The sequence below is a fragment of the Rhizobium sp. P2_G2 genome, from assembly GCF_056403555.1.
Map to the genome: position 1 here is coordinate 1 of NZ_JBFUFF010000130.1, position 15,351 is coordinate 15,351.

Consider the following 15,351-nt stretch of genomic DNA (forward strand, 5'->3'; position numbering starts at 1 on the left):
TCTCCATCTCCACACCCATCGCCTGCGCGGCGGCACCCTTGATCAGGTTCATTTTGGGCGAGCCAATGAAGGTTGCGACGAATTCGGTTTCCGGCTTTTCATAGAGGGTCAGAGGGTCGCCAATCTGTTCGATGCGGCCGGCATTCATGACGACGATCTGGTCTGCAAGCGTCATCGCCTCGACCTGGTCATGCGTCACATAGATCATTGTCGCTTTCAGTCTTTGATGAAGTTCGGCCAGCTCGACCCGCATTTGCCCGCGCAATGCCGCGTCGAGATTCGACAAAGGCTCGTCGAACAGAAACACCTTGGGATCGCGGACGATCGACCTGCCGATTGCAACGCGCTGGCGCTGGCCGCCTGACAATGCCGAGGGCTTGCGATCCAGTAACTTCTCGAGCTTCAATACGCCAGCGGCATAGGCCACTTTCTTTTCCCGCTCCTCCCTCGGCACCTTTGCGAGCCGCATGCCGAAGTCGATATTCTGGCCGACCGTCATATGCGGGAAGAGTGCATAAGACTGAAACACCATCGAAATCCCGCGCTTCGACGGTTGCTCATGCGTCACGTCGGTGCCGCCGATCGCGATGGAGCCACGTGTCGGCTGCTCAAGTCCGGCGATCATTCTCAGCAGGGTCGATTTTCCGCATCCCGATGGCCCGACGAGAACCGTGAACGAACCATGCGGCACATTCAGGTTGAGGTCCGGGATAATCTCAAGCGCACCAAACGTCTTGTTCAGCGAACGAATTGTCACGTCAGACATGCCGATATCCTCCAATTGGCAAAGTTTACGTTTCCCCCGTCAGCCCTTGCCTCTGCAGTCAGGCTGCCCCACTTCAATGTGGTTGCCAGGATACGCCTTGATCGAAATCGAACTACAGACGCGCAATTCGAACCGGATCGCCACGGCGGCTTTGCGACCTAACCCCTCGTATCAGACAACGAAGTCTTCGCACCGCCGATCCGTCCGATGCTAGACGTCGCCAGATGCAGACTGAGCCAGTTCGATGATGCTACAGCCATAGGCGGGGAGCCTCATGCAGCCTGCCTTCACCTGCGAGTCGCCGAGCAGATCGGTACCCGTTGGGATATTCGGTACGTCTGCCGGCTCGCCCAGCGTGTTGAGGATGAACAGCAGGCGGCGGTCCTTGCTCTCGCGGATGGTCGCTTCGACGCCGGCCGGCATGTCGGCGATGAGCGGCACGATACCGGCTGGCGCCAGCACATGATCGGCCAGCACCTCGACCAGAGCATCGCTGAGGTACGTGCCGAGGTAGATCACATTGCCCTTACCGACTTTGCGCGAAGTCATCGCGGCTTGCCCCTCGGCGAAGCGGCTGGCCCAGCTGCCGATAACCTCCGTGCCGGGCACGACGTTAAGCAGCTCATAAAGATGCGCCGCCGTGACCTGCGCATTACCGATCTTGAGCTCGTATTGGCGGCTCGCCGACGTCGCCGGCAGCTTCTTGCGCACCGTGGTGGCGCCGAAGCGGCCGCCATGCTCGAATAGGCCCTCGCCGCCGATCGGCGTCAGCAAACCGAACTCCTCGACCGTGACCCCGGCCAGCGCCGAGAGCATCTTGCCCGGCGAGGTGTCGCGGATGACGTGGTTGTTAACGTCGCGTGATCCGGTGCGGCCACCCAGGATTACCGTTCCACCTGCCTTAGCGAAGGCCTCGATCCGCGCCGTCCATGCATCGGTCCATTTTAGCCAATGCGGCACGTAGAGCGCCTTGAGCTTGCTGAGGTCATCCTCAGGATGGATGAAGCCGCAGGCGATGTTGTGGCGGTAGCAATAGCGGTGGAGCAGCGTCGCATCGTCCTGCGGGCTCGGCAGGCCGATGGGGTAGGAGCGGTGCATCTCCTGATTGTCGAAATCTGATCCGGCGATACCCAAATCCATGCGCACATGCGTGCCGAGGATCTTGTCCTTGAGCGCCGTGACCTCACCCGCAAACTGCTTGGCCTCGTCATAGCGCCGCCGCGGGATGTCGTCGTGATCGATGATGCCCATCCAATAGATCTCGGCGCCGAAATGCGCCGGCCGCCAGCGGAAGAACATCACGCCATCGGCCCCGCGCGCCACTGACGTATAGGCCATGCGGCGCATCTCGCCGGGTTCGGGCGTCAGCGTTGAGAAGTTCGGCTGCGCACCGAAGCCCGATTGCTGCTCGGGCACGATGAAGTTGCCGGTGAAGCCGCGGCAGATGTCGAGTTGCAGCGCCTGCCCCTCGCCGACGCCGCCGACCCGCTGCATCTCGTCATGGAGATGCGGGTAGATGTCAAAGCCGAGAAAATCGAGATCGGTCGAGAACTCGCCGCGGAAGTCGATGTCGTCGATCCGCCCCAGATTGTGGAAGACGAACCAGTCTGGATTGGTGGCGCGCAGGATCAGCACCTGATCGTGCTGGAACCGCGCCGTGACGAAGGCGAGGAAACGGTGATAGTCGACCAGATGGGTCGGCCCGACCGGGGCAGGGGCGTAGTCGAGGGGTAGCACCACTTGATCGAAATCGTCGTAGGCGGTGGCCCAGAAATTCCCGCCCCACGCATCGTTGAGCGCGGCGATGGTCTTGTACTTGTCCTTTAGGAAGGCCTGAAACTCGGCCAAAGTCACCGGACCGTAGGACAGCGATCCAGAGGTATTGAACTCATTGTCCGTCTGCCAGCCAATGATGTGCGAATTGCCGCGATAATGCTGGGCCATCGCTTCAGTAATGCGCTTCGAATGTTCACGGAACACGCCGCTCGCAAGATTAGCGTGCTGGCGCGAGCCATGGCTCATGGCGCGGCCATTGGCATCGACGCGCAAAACTTCGGGATAACGCACCGTCAGCCAGCGCGGCGGCGTCGCCGTCGGTGTGCACATGATGGTCTTGATGCCAGCCTTGCCCAGCACATCTATGGCGCGGTCGAACAAATCGAAGTCGAACGTCCCCTCATGGGGCTCGATAATATTCCAGGCAAATTCCGCAAGTCGCACCGCATTGAAGCCCGCGGCTGCCATGCGATCGGCGTCGCGCTGCAAATAGCTCTCATCGACTTGCTCCGGGTAATGCGGGGTACCGACGAGGAAAGTGTCGGTTGCGATCGGCCGCCAGACAGAGAGCGGCGCGGATTTCGAGGCAGTCGTCATAGTCGGAAAACTCCAGGCGATAGTTTATTTGATGGCCCCGGCGGTGAGGCCGCCCTGCCAGAACCGTTGCAGCAGCAGGAAAACTACAATGACCGGGATGATGCTGACCAGCGCGCCGGTGATGATGATCGAGAACAGCACCTGCCCGCCGCCACCGCCCTGCTGCGCGAGCTGATACCAGGTCGCAAGGCCCACAGTGATCGGCTGATACTCCGGCGAGCGCAGCACGATGAGCGGCAGGAAGTAATTGTTCCAGGTCCCGACGAAGGAGAGCAGCGCCACGGTCACCATGCCCGGCGCCACCAGCGGCAGCACGATAGCGCGGAAGATCACGAACTCGCCTGCGCCTTCGATACGCGCTGCGTCGATCAGTTCGTTGTCGAGGCCCTGCTCGATATAGACGCGCATCAGATAGACGCCGATCGGCGAGATCATCGAGGGCAGGATCACGCCCAGCGGATTGTCGCTGAGTCCCGAAAGCGCCAGCAGCAGGAAGGTGGGCACGACCAGGGCCGTCTGCGGGATCATCACAGCGCCTAAGACCAGCGCAAACAGCAGATTGCGGCCGACGAATTTGAATTTGGCTAACGCATAGCCTGCCGCGGTAGCCAGGATCGCGGCACCGAGCCCGGCGACGGTCGAATAGAGCAGGCTGTTGAACATCCAGCGCATGAAGACGCCGTTGTCGCGCGCCAGCAGATCGCGCAGATTCTGCCAAAGGTTGAACTCGGTGCCGAAGCCGAAGCCGAACGTGGTGAACAGGTCGCCATTCGTCTTCGTTGCCGACAGTACCAGATAGACCAGCGGCATGAAGCTGTAGAGGAGGAACAGTGACAGCAGCAGCGTGAGGATGATCCGCGAGCGCCGCCGTTCGCCGAGCCGGCGCTTGGCAGCTTTGAAAGTAGCGATGTCGGTGGTCGCAGTCATCATTGCTCCGGCCGACGGCGGTTGGTGATCAGGGTGAAGACATAGGAGGCACCGGCGATCACGATGCCAAGCACGAACGAGACGGCGGCCGCATAGCCATACTGCTGGTTCGAAGTCGCCAGCGAATAGGCATAGAGGTTCGGCGTGAAGCTCGAATTGATGGTGTTTCTGGCGAGCGCGCGCATCAAATATGGCTCATTGAACAGTTGCAATGTGCCGTTGATCGAAAAGATGATGGTCAGCAGAATCGCCGGCCACAGCAGCGGCAGCTGGATCAGCCGCGCAAATTGCCAGGGCGAGGCGCCTTCCACCCGCGCGGCCTCGCCGAGGTCCGACGGGATCGCCTTCAGCGCGGAGTAGTAGATCACCATGTTGTAGCCAACATATTCCCACGTCACGATATTGGCCAATGAGAAGATCATCGCGCCTGGCGACAGGAAGTCCGGCGGCGGCAGATTGAACGCCTTGGTCATCTGCGTGAACGGGCCGAAGGTGGGGCCGTAGAGATAACCCCAGATGATCGTCGCGATCACGCTCGGAACGGCATAGGGGAGGAAGAAGCCGAGCCGGAAGACGCCCTTGGCATAGACCTGACCACGATCGAGCACGATGGCAAACAACAGCGCCAGGCCCAGCATGATCGGCATTTGCACGATGCCGAACAAAACGAGGTTCCATACGCCGCCCCAGAATTTGGCGTCTCCCATGACCTTGATGTAGCTGGCTGCACCTGCGAATTGCCGTCCGCCCACCAGCGTGTCACGATAGAGGCTTATATAGAATGCATAAACCAGCGGCGCGACGATGAAGGCGAAAAACAGCAGCAAGAAGGGCGCCAGGAACAGATAGGGCGCGAGCTTTTGTGACGTAAAACCGCCCGATCGCGCTGGGCGCGTCGCTATGGCTGGCGAATTCGGCAATGCCATGCTCCCCCGTCAGGCAAGATGAAGAGATCGGGCGCGCAGATCATGCGCGCCCGGCCGTTGCCCGGGAGAAGTCAGACTACGGTGAAACCTTGTTCCTTCGCGTAGGTGACCACGGTGTCCTGGATGCGGTCGAACGCATCCGACAACGTGCCCTTGCCGCCGATCGAGGCGCCGAATTCATCGGACATCGACTGGTACAAGAAGCTTTGGAACGGGCTCCACTCAAATGGCGTCACAGCATTCGCCGATTTGGCGAACACTTCGTTCACCGCCTGGCCGCCGTAGAAATCCATCTTGTTGCCCGCCCATTCCGGGCTTGACAGCAGCGCGGAGGTACAGGGGAAGAAGAATTGCTTGGTGGTGTAGAGCATTGTGGCTTCGGGATTCGTGGTCAGCCAAATGGCGACTTCGGCGGCCTCGGGCAGATGCTGGGTCGCTTTCATCACAGCCAGCGATGAGCCACCCCAATTGCCGGTCGCGAACTTGCTCGTGTCCCACTGCGGCAGATCGGCGGCACGCCAGTGGCCCGCGCTGGTCTTGGCGAACGAGGTCAGGAACACTGGACCCCAGCCCGCAGTGAGCCAAGTGGCATAGCGGCCCGTGTCGAGGCCGGTGTACCACTCATTGTTGAACCCCGGCTTGGTCTCGATGACACCCGCGGCAATAAGGTCCTGCCAATAGGCGGCGAAGTCCTTAGAAATCTTGTCGTTGATGTTGATCGCGAGCTTGTCGCCATCGCGGCTGACGGGCTTCCAGCCCATCGGCCACAGCAGAGCAGTGACCCAGTCGCCTGAGCTGAACAGCGCGTCGGTGATGAACACATTCGGATCGGCCGCATGGATCTTCTTGGCCGCATCGGCAAACTCGGCCCAGGTGGTGGGCGGCGTGATCCCCTGCTTGTCGAAGATGTCCTTGCGATAAAGCATCGCCATCGGACCGGTATCCTGCGGCATGGCGTTGACCTCATCGCCCTTGGCGACCTGCTTCCACGTGGCTTCGGGGAACTCGCCCTTATGGGCATTGGCGTACTGGCCGATGTCGGCGAAGGCGTTGACCTGGCGGAAGCTCTCGAGGTGCTGGTATTCGATTTGGACGACGTCGGGCAAGCCGCTTCCCGCCTGCAGGCCCGCACGGACCGCCTGATACTCCGGGTCGCCCTGACCGGCATTCACGAGTTCGATGTGGATGCCCGGATGCGCGGCGTTGAACATGTCTACCTGAAGCTGGAGATTCGGCACCCACGACCACAGAAGCACCTTGACGGGCTCGGCACCGCGAACTGCCGCCGGCAGGGCAGCTACCGCAACGCTCGCGCCCGCAACTTTCAAGAAGTCACGACGCTGCATCGTCCGCCCAAGCGGATTGAAAATCTTTGTCATTGAAGTCCTCCCACGAAAGATACACTCCCACACGATGCAGGGAATATGTTTTCTTTCAGTTAGAAAGTTAATATGAGATCCAGTCGCTGTCAATCGCGATTGATTGATGTTCAGTCGGCCATCACGAGGCCGTCGGCAGGGTTGAGCGTCGTCGCATCGAGCACGAGGCGCACCGCTCCAAGCACGATGTCGCGGTGCCCCAGCACGCCTATCACGAGGCGCGGCGGGTCGTACACATTGCCCTTGAGGCGATGCCGCAGCACATCGAGCACCAGATCACCGCCGCCGACGACCCGACCCGCCAGTACGATGATTTCCGGGTTCATGAAGGCAGCAACACTGCCCACCGCCATCGTCGCATAGTCGAGCAGTTCGGTCACGACTGGCGCAATTTTACCCGCCTGCCGGTCGGTGACGGCAGCCAGGTTGAGCTTCCCCGCCGCATACTGCGTGTTGGCCTCTTCGAGCATCTTGGTCGCCTGTTCGGGGATGCCGAAAAAGCGCAGCGATTGCTTGTCGCCGAGATGTTCGAATGGCCGCCCGGTGAGGAGGGGGTCATCGAGATACCAACCGAGCTCGCCAGCCGCATGCGAGTGCCCGCCATAGAGCTTGCCGTCGATCACGACGCCCGCCCCGGCACCGGGCCCGATCGAGAGGCTCACGACGCTGTCGGCGCCGCGCCCAGCCCCGAATCCCCATTCGCCCACGGCGGCGAGGTTGCGCCCGTTCTCGACGACGATAGGCATCTGAAAATGTTCGCTGAGCCGCGCCCGCAACGGCATGTCGCGCCAGCCGAGCCCAAGCGTCAGTACCACTTCGCCCTCCGGCTGCCTGACGATCGAGGGCAGGCCAATGCCGATGCCACGAATGGTCTGGCCGCGCGGACGGGGGGCGGCCATCAGCCGGCGKATCAGGCTGACCAGCTTTTCGAAATTGCGCTCGCCATCATCGTCGGCCGTCTCGTGCATCTCTGTCTGCACGACGCCTTCGAGATTGGCCACGGCGCCGTAGAACTCGCCCTTGCCGGCCTCGATGCCGATGATCGCATGCGCCGCACCGCGGAACTTGACGCGCGCCCGCGGCCGGCCCCGCGGCGTCTCGTCGAAGCCGTCATAGGCGACCAGATCCTCGGCGATCAGATCCTCGATCACGCGCATCACCGTGGGCAGGCTGATGTTCAGCCGCTCGGCGAGACTCGATGGCGAAATCACCCCTTCGGTGCGGATTAGATCCACTGCGGCCGACCGGTTGAGGCGGCGCAAAAGGCTCGATGTCGTTGACTGTCGCTTCATCGGACGGGCCAGCTTTTACTAGGCCGGCGCACCGGCAACGGGCGTCGACATAGACCAAAACCGCCCGCGAGTCCGTCTTTTTTTGCTGCTGGGTCGTTCAGCCTCACGTCGCCGCGCCGGGTGTCACGAGCGATTGCGGCTGCGGTCCGATGATGTCCGCCGCTCCGGAGTCAGCCGCGCCAGCATCGCTTTTCTGATCTTGAACGGAGAACGCAAACGCCCCAGCTCGGGCCGCAGCGGTAAACCGCCATGCGGCGCGGGCCGGGGTTCACCCGCTCGGCCGAGCATGCACGATCGCATCGACGAACATCATCGCATCGMCCGCCGTGAGATGGCACCTTCGATGCCTGGCTCTGATGAGATGGGCGGCCTCCTACACCGGCACGTGAAACCACAATGCGGTTGTTAGGAGCCGCAATGAGGAGAGCCGTCCACCTCATCGGGCTCGCATTGGCTCTCTCATTGTGCCACGCAAAATTTTCAAAAGCTAAAGTCAACCCTCCCCCCGGATTACGTGACGACGACTATTTTCCCGCCAGCCGTGTTCTCCTCCATCTCGCGATGGGCTTCGACGATGGCGTCAATACCGAAGACCCTACCAATTGGTGGCTTGAAACGGTCAGCCTCGACTTCTTCGATAATCTCCTGCAGGGGCGTCGACACAAAATCATCCGCCCCGCCGGAATAGGTCCTCAAATTCACCGTCGATGGGATCGCATCCATCGGGCTGAACCGCTCGTACTCCCATGCATTGCCGACCATTCCCGCCATACAGACCGTGCCACCTTTCGCCGCGCAGGCAAGGCTGTCCGTTAGTGTCGTAGTGCCGACGAGTTCGAGCACCTTGTTAACGCCTGCTGGACAGTCGTGTCGTACCGCCTCGGAGATCTTACCTGTGTCAACGACGACACAGTCGGCACCGTTCGCCAAAAGTATCTCGCGCCGATCATTGCGCCGGGTTGTCGCGATAACGTACAATCCACGCCGCTTGGCGAGAATGGCGGCTGTCAGACCAACCGAGGTGGTTCCGCCACGGATTAGAATGGTTTCTCCGGGCTTGATCCGTAGCGCGCTTTCGAGCGCCCCCCAAGCGGTCTGCACCATCTCGGGCAAGGCGCCCAGAAGATCCCAGGCGAGGTTGGTTTTCAAACGTAGTACGTTTGCGGCGGGGACCAGGGTAAACTCCGCATACCCACCTACATCGCCAGCGGCCGGCTGCAGCTTGTTCTCAACAACTGGTCGCCGAAGTTTGCCGGATATTTTCTCTACTATCCGACGCGCAGGCAGAACCTGCCTGCATTCTCGCTTATGGTGGACACTTTGCGTAGCAAGGTGGCAACGGCTTAGGGAAGTTCTATGACCGCTGTTGGCCGAGGCTGTGTAGAAACTCCAACGCCTGCCGCGATGTCGCGCAATTTGCTAAAGCGGCCGCAAGTGGCACGCTTTTTCGCCTCTGACGCGCTGGGAGTCGCTGGAAGCAATTCTGGCACCATTCTGCGGCAAGCTTTCGCGCGAAAGGGCAGCATAGCCTATTTCTCAGGAGGTGACGGCCCTCAGAAGGGCCGTTGTCCCAATCATGTTGATCATGCGCCTGATGTTGTAGGCCAGGACGTGCAGTGCCATCTCGGTTCGCACGTTTTTTTGAGCCCGCGCATTTGAAAGTGGGTAGAGCCCATCCAGGCCTTGATCGTGCCGAACGGATGCTCGACCGTGCATCGCCGGGTGCGCATCAGGTTAGGGTTCTCCTCCATGCGGGAATACATGGCCTCGATCAGATGCTCGTGTTCCCAACGCGTAATTCGACGTTCTTTGCCAGTCGTGCATTGGGCGCTGAGAGGACATGAAAGACAATCGTTGCGCCAATAGCGGCGTAACATCAGGCCCTTTTCCTCCGTCGTGTAGCGGTATGTCAGCGGCTTTCCCGCAGGGCAGGTGTACGTATCGGCGCTGACGTCGTAGATGAAGTCGGCCTTAACAAACATGCCCTTCTTGCGGTTGTTGTAAGCCTCAGGCCTCGGCACAGTCGCGGTAATGCCAGCCTCGTGACAGCTAAGCAGTTCCGCGCCGTTGAAATAACCGCGATCGGCTATGGCATCGAGCTTATCGGCCAGCAGAACCTCTTTGGCCGCCTTGGCGATCGGAGCCAATTGGGACCGATCGCTGCCGATGTTGGTGACCTCGTGCGTGACGATGAGGTGAGTATCGACGTCCACCGCTGTCTGCACGTTGTAGCCCACGAGGCCCGTGCCCTTGCCATATGTCGCCATTGATCGAGCGTCCGGGTCAGTCAGGGAAATCTGGCCGTCGGGCACATCCTTCAGCGCGACTGCCATTCCCTCCAGCCGTCGTACTTCCCCGCGAACACGGGCGAGCTTCTCCTTCAGACGTGTGATCTTGCGCAGTGTTACCTCGGATTGCTCCAGGGCATCGGCTCTGCCCATCTCATCGAGATATCTCGATGCGCGTGCCTCGAGGTGGCTGATCCGCAATTCGATCTTACCGGATGTGAAGTTGCGATCCCTGTTGTTGACGGCCTTGAACTTGCTGCCGTCGATCGCGACACTGCCGCCACTCAACGCACCGATCTGGCGACAGAGCTCAACAAATCTGGCGCAGGCTTTGCGAATTCCTGGTCCGTTGTCTTTGCGGAAATCGGCTATGGTTTTGTGGTCGGGGACCAGCCGCCCGGTTAACCACATCGCCTCGACATTGCGTCCGGCTTCGCGTTCGAGCCGTCGGCTAGAAGGAACGCGATTTAGGTAGCCGTAGATGAAGAGCTTCAGCAAAACCGAGGGGTGGTACGAGGGGCGTCCGGTTTGCGCGCGGGCGACATCCGGACAAAACCAGCTTCCACGAGGTCCATGGCGTCGACGAATGCGTCGATCACTCGAACTGGATGATCTTCATCGATCCAATCCTCAAGACGATCTGGAAACAGCGTAACCTGTTCACGGCTGATGCCTTCGATACAGCCCGACATACCACCTCCGATCGATGAAGATGATTCTATATCAGGATCGAGTTTTTACACAGCCTCGGCCCAAACCGGCCGTTCATCTTCTCGATATACGTAGGCTCGGCCGCTGCGTCGAGCAGGGTTCATGCATGGGGCGAGGTTGGCCCAACCCATCACTTTGGGGACTTGTCAGCGACCGCGAAGCCTTCCGATCCATTCCGAATGGCGAGCATTGTGATCAGGTGATCCTCTAGCTGAGACGGTTCACGGCCTCTCCGCTGGGAGATCATGAAAGTCAGAGGACGAATGTGCCATGCACGTCGTGCGACTTCCACGAGGGCTCCGCTGGCAATGTCGTCGCCGACGAGGTCTTCAGGCATGTGTCCCCAACCCAGTCCTGCCCTGAGGAAGTCGTGTTTTGCCCCAAGCTCGTTCACAAGCCATCGTCGCTCTCCGGCGACCGAAACGGATGATTTGTCAGCATTTGGCTGGTTGTCGGTGACGACGAGCTGGATATGGCGGCTGAATTCGTCGCGCGACGCCGCACCTCCGAGACTGGCAAGCGGATGTGAGGGGGCGCAGACGGTTACCATTCGCGTGTCACACAGCCAGTGCCTTTCGATCGTACTCGCTTTCAGTTCGGGCACATCTGCAGCAGTGACGGAAAACATGCACTCCCCGTCCAGAACAAGCGCCTCTCCACCTTGCATCGTCGTCATACGCAAGTTCACGACCGCGGTTGGTGATTCCACACTGAGCCGTTGAAGGCATGCAATCAGATGCCTGCGAGGGAAATAGACGTCGACGGCGATGGAGAGGTGTTCAGCCCCTGACGTGAAGATCGAACGTGCGCGGGTCTTCATCTCCTCGGTACGCGCGATCACCGCCCTTGCATCCGGAAGCAGGCTGCGTCCGGCCGGGCTGAGTTCTGCACGCCTCGCGTCACGCTCGAAAAGTTCGACTGACAGCGCTGCCTCTAGGGCGGCGATGGCGTGACTGACGGCGGACTGGGCGCGCAAGAGGCCTTTCGCCGCGCCGGAGAAACTGCCCGCGTCGCATACTGCCACGAAGGTACGAAGTTGGTTGATCGTGACGCCGTCAAGCATGATGCCATCCAAAGAGTAGATCAATAGTAGCGATATTACGTCAATTACATAGATAGCGCAACAGGCCTAAATACTGCGACGACATCGTTGAATTCTCAAACTTGAAAGGCCGATCAATGACTGACTGGAGTTACACGCCCATCAAAGCGGGCCGATGGCTCGAAAGGATCGTCCGTCTGCTCAAGGCGGGGCCGACACTTGCAAGCACCGATGTCGCAACGAAACAGACACAACAGAGGTCAAGCATGCCTACTCTTCTTGTGATCGAGGCAAGTCCTCGATATGACTACTCCACTTCCCGCAAACTGACCGCAGTCTTCGTCGATCGGTGGAAAGCCGAAAACCCTCGCGGCAACGTGATTGTCCGCGATCTGATGAAGACGAACCTCCCATTCGTGGACCTTGCATGGATCATGGGGGCGTTCACGCCGACAGACACGCATTCTCCGGAGAGCGCTGCAGCCATCAAGGTATCGGACGATCTTGTCGCCGAGTTGAAATCGGCAGACCAGATCGTTATCGGCACGCCAATGTTTAACTTCTCCATCCCCGCCGTTCTGAAAGCCTATATCGATCATATCGTTCGCGTCGGCGTGACAGTGTCCGCCGACAACAAGGGCCTGCTCATTGGCAAGAAAGCCGACATCATCTTGGCCACGGGCGGTGATTTCTCTCCAGGCTCTCCCGTTGAGCAATACAACCAGGCCAGCGGATACCTCCGCCAGGTTCTCGGTTGGATGGGTATCGTCGATGTAGAGTTCGTGCTTGCGGGCCGTGCTAGGGCTGGAGACTACGGCGAGAAAGCGGTCGAGGAATTCGGAGAACTCGTTTCAATCGCAGCCCGGAACAGCACCCGGTTGCTGGCCGCCGCATCGTGAAGGAGAATGTCATGAAATACAGCATCATCGGAACTGGCAGCGTCGGCATTACGCTCGCTGGGTTGTTCGCCAAGAACTCCATCCCCGTCGACGTCGCCAACACACGAGGGCCATCGGCCGTCGCTTCGTCAATCGAAGGCCTCGGCGACAGCGTCAGGCCTGCGACCATAGAAGACGCGCTAGACGCGGACGTTATTTTCTTTGCAGTCCAGTTTTTGAACTTCAAGGATGTCGGCAAGCTGCGCGCCGACTGGTTCGGAAAGATTGTCGTCGACGTGACGAATTCGGCGTTTCTTCCGCCGGACGTCCAGGAGCGTGAACTGCAGGGCCGTCTGTCGTCAGAAGTGAATGCGGACCGCGTTTCAGGCGCGAAGCTGGTGAAAGCGTTCAATCAGCTTCCAATGCAAGGCCTGACTGCGCCCGTTCCGGTTGGCGGACGTCGGGTCGTTTTCATTTCCAGCGATCATGCCGATGCAAGCACGGCTGTCGCGTCGCTCACGCATGACCTGGGATTTGCGCCAATCGAAGTCGGCAGGATTGCCGAGGGTGGTCGCCTGATCCAGGCCAGGAACGCCCTCGTGTTCCAGAACCTGGTCAAATTCTGATTAAGGACTTCATCTGGACTGGATTTGAGCCGTTCTAGTGCAGCGGGTGCTGTTCAGTGTTCTTTGGACACCACTCGCTTTGCTGGAGATATGATGTCGGCTCGTGGCGCGTTGGCGACCACCGGCTTTCGCCGATGGCCGCCGAACTCAGAGCTCGATCTGCTCCGCAATTCGCAATGCGTCGTCGATCTCAATACCGAGGTAACGCCCGGTGCTTTCGAGTTTGGTGTGGCCGAGAAGGATTTGGACAGCGCACAGGTTTCCGGTCTACTTGTAGATGAGAGCTGCCTTGGTTCTTCGCATTGAGTGCGTTCCATAGGCGCTCGCTTCAAGTCCAATACTCTTGACCCACCGCTGAACGATGCGCGCGTATTGTCGGGTCGAGAGATGGGTCGACTGGCGACGCCTGCTAGGGAAAAGATAASTCCCTCCAGTTCTCTTTACCGACGGGAGCCATGCGGTGAGGGCGACCTTCGTCTGTTCAGTCACTTCGAACTGCACGGGACGTTTCGTCTTCTTCTGGATGATTGTAGCCCGGTCCCCGATCGCGCTTCCAGACCAAAGGTCCTCCACTCTCAGCCTGACGAGGTCACACGCGCGAAGCTTGCTGTCGATCGCGAGATTGAACAGGGCCAGTTCCCTGGTTGCACCGCTCATCTCGAGGCGGACGCGAATTGACCACACGTTCTTGGGCTGAAGCGGTCGCTTCTGACCCACGAGAATACCCTTGTTCCATGGATGACGGGTACGCGGCACATCGGACTCCATGACGGTTCCTCCGCCACGCCTCCCACCACGTCGCTCCCGATGAGCGTCGACAGAATATCACGACTCGGCGGTTCGTGGCCCCTTGCGGTCATCCGCTCAGATTTCTCACGATCTCTGCCACACTTTCTTCGACAGACAGAAGCGAGGTATCTAAGCGCAGATCGGCTTTCCAAGGCTTATAGTTCACGTTCTGGATTGCCGCCCAGGAGGGCGGGGACAGTCCATCAACAGAGGGTGATCTTGTCTCGGCGCGATGGCGATGGACCGCAGCATCGGAGCAAACGATCTCGACCTCGATGAATTTACTACCGGACTCAGCGGCTACATCTCGAAATGCATTTCGGGTTACAGGCAAAGGATTCACGGAGTCTGCGATGACCGTATGCCCGAGCCGCAGGTTATCGGTCGCCAATCGATAGAGCGTCACATAACCGCTTGCGCCAACATACAGTCCTTCCGCTAATGGTGCGGATGTACGGATTGCCTGCTCGACTGTGTCCACTCTCAGATAAAGCGCCCTTATCCTCCGTGCCAAAGCCTGCGCAACGGTGCTTTTTCCCGATCCAGGCAGTCCGCCGAAAACAATAAGCATTATTCATCCTCGCCCCGCGATGTCAGCTTAACGGGCTTGTCTTTCGATGTCTCCTCTTGGCGCTTCAGAGACCTGAAGTCATGGCTCGAGTTGGCCCAAGGCGGACGTGGCTTAAACCACGTGGTCACGATCCGGCGAATTTCACCCGTCGGCTCGTCAAGGCTTGGCTTGACCTCTGGTGGCACATTGCCCGGAAATGTCGCCGCTGTTATGGTCCTGTGTCGGGGTTCGGCCCCGGCGATCATCTAGAGCAAGGCAGCATGACGACGGCCCAAAGTACCCTTACGCGGCGCGAGCCGAAGCAGCATCGCTCACGGCGGACCGTGGACGACGTGCTAGAGGCGGTCCAGCTTGTGGTGAAGCGCCATGGGACCCGGGCCATTACCACCAATCGCATCGCGGAGGCTGCCGGCGTCAGCATCGGGTCGCTCTATCAGTACTTCCCCGACAAGCGCGCGATCTTCACGGCCCTTCATGACCAACACGTCGACGATATACGGCAGGTCATCGAACGGACGACGGATGCCTACAGCTCGGCTCCGCTGGAGGAATTCGCGCGCGAACTCGTCCATGGCCTAGGCCGTAGACTCATAACGCGTTGATCCAGATGCGGGTAGCAATGATTTTGGCGGCGGCAAGGAAATTGGCTGGGTTCTTGTCGTAACGTGTTGCCATAGCTCGATATTGTTTGAGCTTATTGAAGAAGCGTTCGACGAGATTTCTTTGCCGATAGACCCATCGGCTGAAGGAAAAGCTGTCCTTGCGATTGCTTTTGGCTGGGAT

Annotated in this window: 13 protein-coding genes and 2 pseudogenes; 3 read left to right on the forward strand and 12 right to left on the reverse strand. The window is 59.6% G+C overall.

Annotated elements, in window-relative coordinates:
- The 9 genes and pseudogenes from AC1D06_RS38060 to AC1D06_RS38100 all read right to left on the reverse strand — a co-directional run.
- The coding region (locus AC1D06_RS38060) for an ABC transporter ATP-binding protein (protein WP_477990782.1) at positions 1–766 on the reverse strand (766 nt) is incomplete at its 3' end.
- A gap of 210 nt (positions 767–976) precedes the next feature.
- Positions 977–3,139 (reverse strand): beta-galactosidase, encoded by a 2,163-nt coding sequence (locus AC1D06_RS38065; protein ID WP_477990783.1) that lies wholly within the window; start codon positions 3,137–3,139, stop codon positions 977–979.
- Between the two features lie 24 nt (positions 3,140–3,163).
- The gene (locus tag AC1D06_RS38070) at positions 3,164–4,066 is read right to left on the reverse strand and encodes a carbohydrate ABC transporter permease (protein ID WP_477990784.1); all 903 of its coding nucleotides are present in this window, start codon (positions 4,064–4,066) and stop codon (positions 3,164–3,166) included.
- Positions 4,066–4,986, reverse strand: coding sequence for a carbohydrate ABC transporter permease (locus AC1D06_RS38075; protein WP_477990785.1), 921 nt, complete (start codon positions 4,984–4,986; stop codon positions 4,066–4,068). Before AC1D06_RS38075 ends, AC1D06_RS38070 begins: the two co-directional genes overlap by 1 nt.
- Before the next feature lie 77 nt (positions 4,987–5,063).
- Complete coding sequence (locus AC1D06_RS38080) at positions 5,064–6,371, reverse strand: ABC transporter substrate-binding protein (RefSeq protein ID WP_477990786.1); 1,308 nt, start codon at positions 6,369–6,371, stop codon at positions 5,064–5,066.
- Between the two features lie 110 nt (positions 6,372–6,481).
- A complete protein-coding gene (locus AC1D06_RS38085; protein WP_477990787.1) occupies positions 6,482–7,633 on the reverse strand; it encodes an ROK family transcriptional regulator in 1,152 nt (383 codons plus the stop codon).
- 540 nt (positions 7,634–8,173) lie between these two features.
- Positions 8,174–8,812, reverse strand: coding sequence for a zinc-binding dehydrogenase (locus AC1D06_RS38090; protein ID WP_477990788.1), 639 nt, complete (start codon positions 8,810–8,812; stop codon positions 8,174–8,176).
- Between the two features lie 387 nt (positions 8,813–9,199).
- Positions 9,200–10,643 (reverse strand): annotated as a pseudogene (locus tag AC1D06_RS38095) (IS1182 family transposase).
- Between the two features lie 149 nt (positions 10,644–10,792).
- A complete protein-coding gene (locus AC1D06_RS38100) occupies positions 10,793–11,725 on the reverse strand; it encodes a LysR family transcriptional regulator (RefSeq protein ID WP_477990789.1) in 933 nt (310 codons plus the stop codon).
- Between the two features lie 245 nt (positions 11,726–11,970).
- On the opposite strand from AC1D06_RS38100, the gene AC1D06_RS38105 reads away from it, so the two are divergent.
- Together AC1D06_RS38105 and AC1D06_RS38110 are read left to right on the forward strand one after the other, a co-directional pair.
- Positions 11,971–12,603 carry an FMN-dependent NADH-azoreductase gene (locus AC1D06_RS38105; protein WP_477990790.1) on the forward strand — a complete coding sequence of 211 codons (633 nt, stop codon included), beginning with the start codon at positions 11,971–11,973 and terminating at the stop codon, positions 12,601–12,603.
- 11 nt (positions 12,604–12,614) lie between these two features.
- Positions 12,615–13,208 (forward strand): NADPH-dependent F420 reductase, encoded by a 594-nt coding sequence (locus tag AC1D06_RS38110; RefSeq protein WP_477884170.1) that lies wholly within the window; start codon positions 12,615–12,617, stop codon positions 13,206–13,208.
- 147 nt (positions 13,209–13,355) lie between these two features.
- On the opposite strand, the pseudogene AC1D06_RS38115 reads toward AC1D06_RS38110, so the two are convergent.
- Together AC1D06_RS38115 and AC1D06_RS38120 are read right to left on the reverse strand one after the other, a co-directional pair.
- A pseudogene (locus tag AC1D06_RS38115) lies at positions 13,356–13,976 on the reverse strand (tyrosine-type recombinase/integrase).
- Between the two features lie 88 nt (positions 13,977–14,064).
- Positions 14,065–14,568, reverse strand: coding sequence for a P-loop nucleotide/nucleoside kinase family protein (locus AC1D06_RS38120; RefSeq protein WP_477990791.1), 504 nt, complete (start codon positions 14,566–14,568; stop codon positions 14,065–14,067).
- 260 nt (positions 14,569–14,828) lie between these two features.
- On the opposite strand from AC1D06_RS38120, the gene AC1D06_RS38125 reads away from it, so the two are divergent.
- Positions 14,829–15,170: a TetR/AcrR family transcriptional regulator gene (locus AC1D06_RS38125; RefSeq protein ID WP_477990792.1), complete on the forward strand. Its 342-nt coding sequence runs from the start codon at positions 14,829–14,831 to the stop codon at positions 15,168–15,170.
- Here the strand turns inward: AC1D06_RS38125 and AC1D06_RS38130 are convergent.
- Positions 15,157–15,351, reverse strand: a 195-nt coding sequence (locus AC1D06_RS38130; protein ID WP_477990793.1) for a transposase, incomplete at its 5' end; no start/stop codon positions are given. The two genes, AC1D06_RS38125 and AC1D06_RS38130, sit on opposite strands and share 14 nt — an antisense overlap.

What these genes read in the sequence shown, in the direction of transcription:
- AC1D06_RS38065 (WP_477990783.1), bottom strand. Translation starts at nt 3,139, where the DNA reads ATGACGACTGCCTCGAAATCCGCGCCGCTCTCTGTCTGGCGGCCGATC.
- AC1D06_RS38070 (WP_477990784.1), bottom strand. Translation starts at nt 4,066, where the DNA reads ATGACTGCGACCACCGACATCGCTACTTTCAAAGCTGCCAAGCGCCGG.
- AC1D06_RS38080 (WP_477990786.1), bottom strand. Translation starts at nt 6,371, where the DNA reads ATGACAAAGATTTTCAATCCGCTTGGGCGGACGATGCAGCGTCGTGAC.
- AC1D06_RS38100 (WP_477990789.1), bottom strand. Translation starts at nt 11,725, where the DNA reads ATGCTTGACGGCGTCACGATCAACCAACTTCGTACCTTCGTGGCAGTA.
- AC1D06_RS38105 (WP_477990790.1), top strand. Translation starts at nt 11,971, where the DNA reads ATGCCTACTCTTCTTGTGATCGAGGCAAGTCCTCGATATGACTACTCC.
- AC1D06_RS38110 (WP_477884170.1), top strand. Translation starts at nt 12,615, where the DNA reads ATGAAATACAGCATCATCGGAACTGGCAGCGTCGGCATTACGCTCGCT.
- AC1D06_RS38120 (WP_477990791.1), bottom strand. Translation starts at nt 14,568, where the DNA reads ATGCTTATTGTTTTCGGCGGACTGCCTGGATCGGGAAAAAGCACCGTT.
- AC1D06_RS38125 (WP_477990792.1), top strand. Translation starts at nt 14,829, where the DNA reads ATGACGACGGCCCAAAGTACCCTTACGCGGCGCGAGCCGAAGCAGCAT.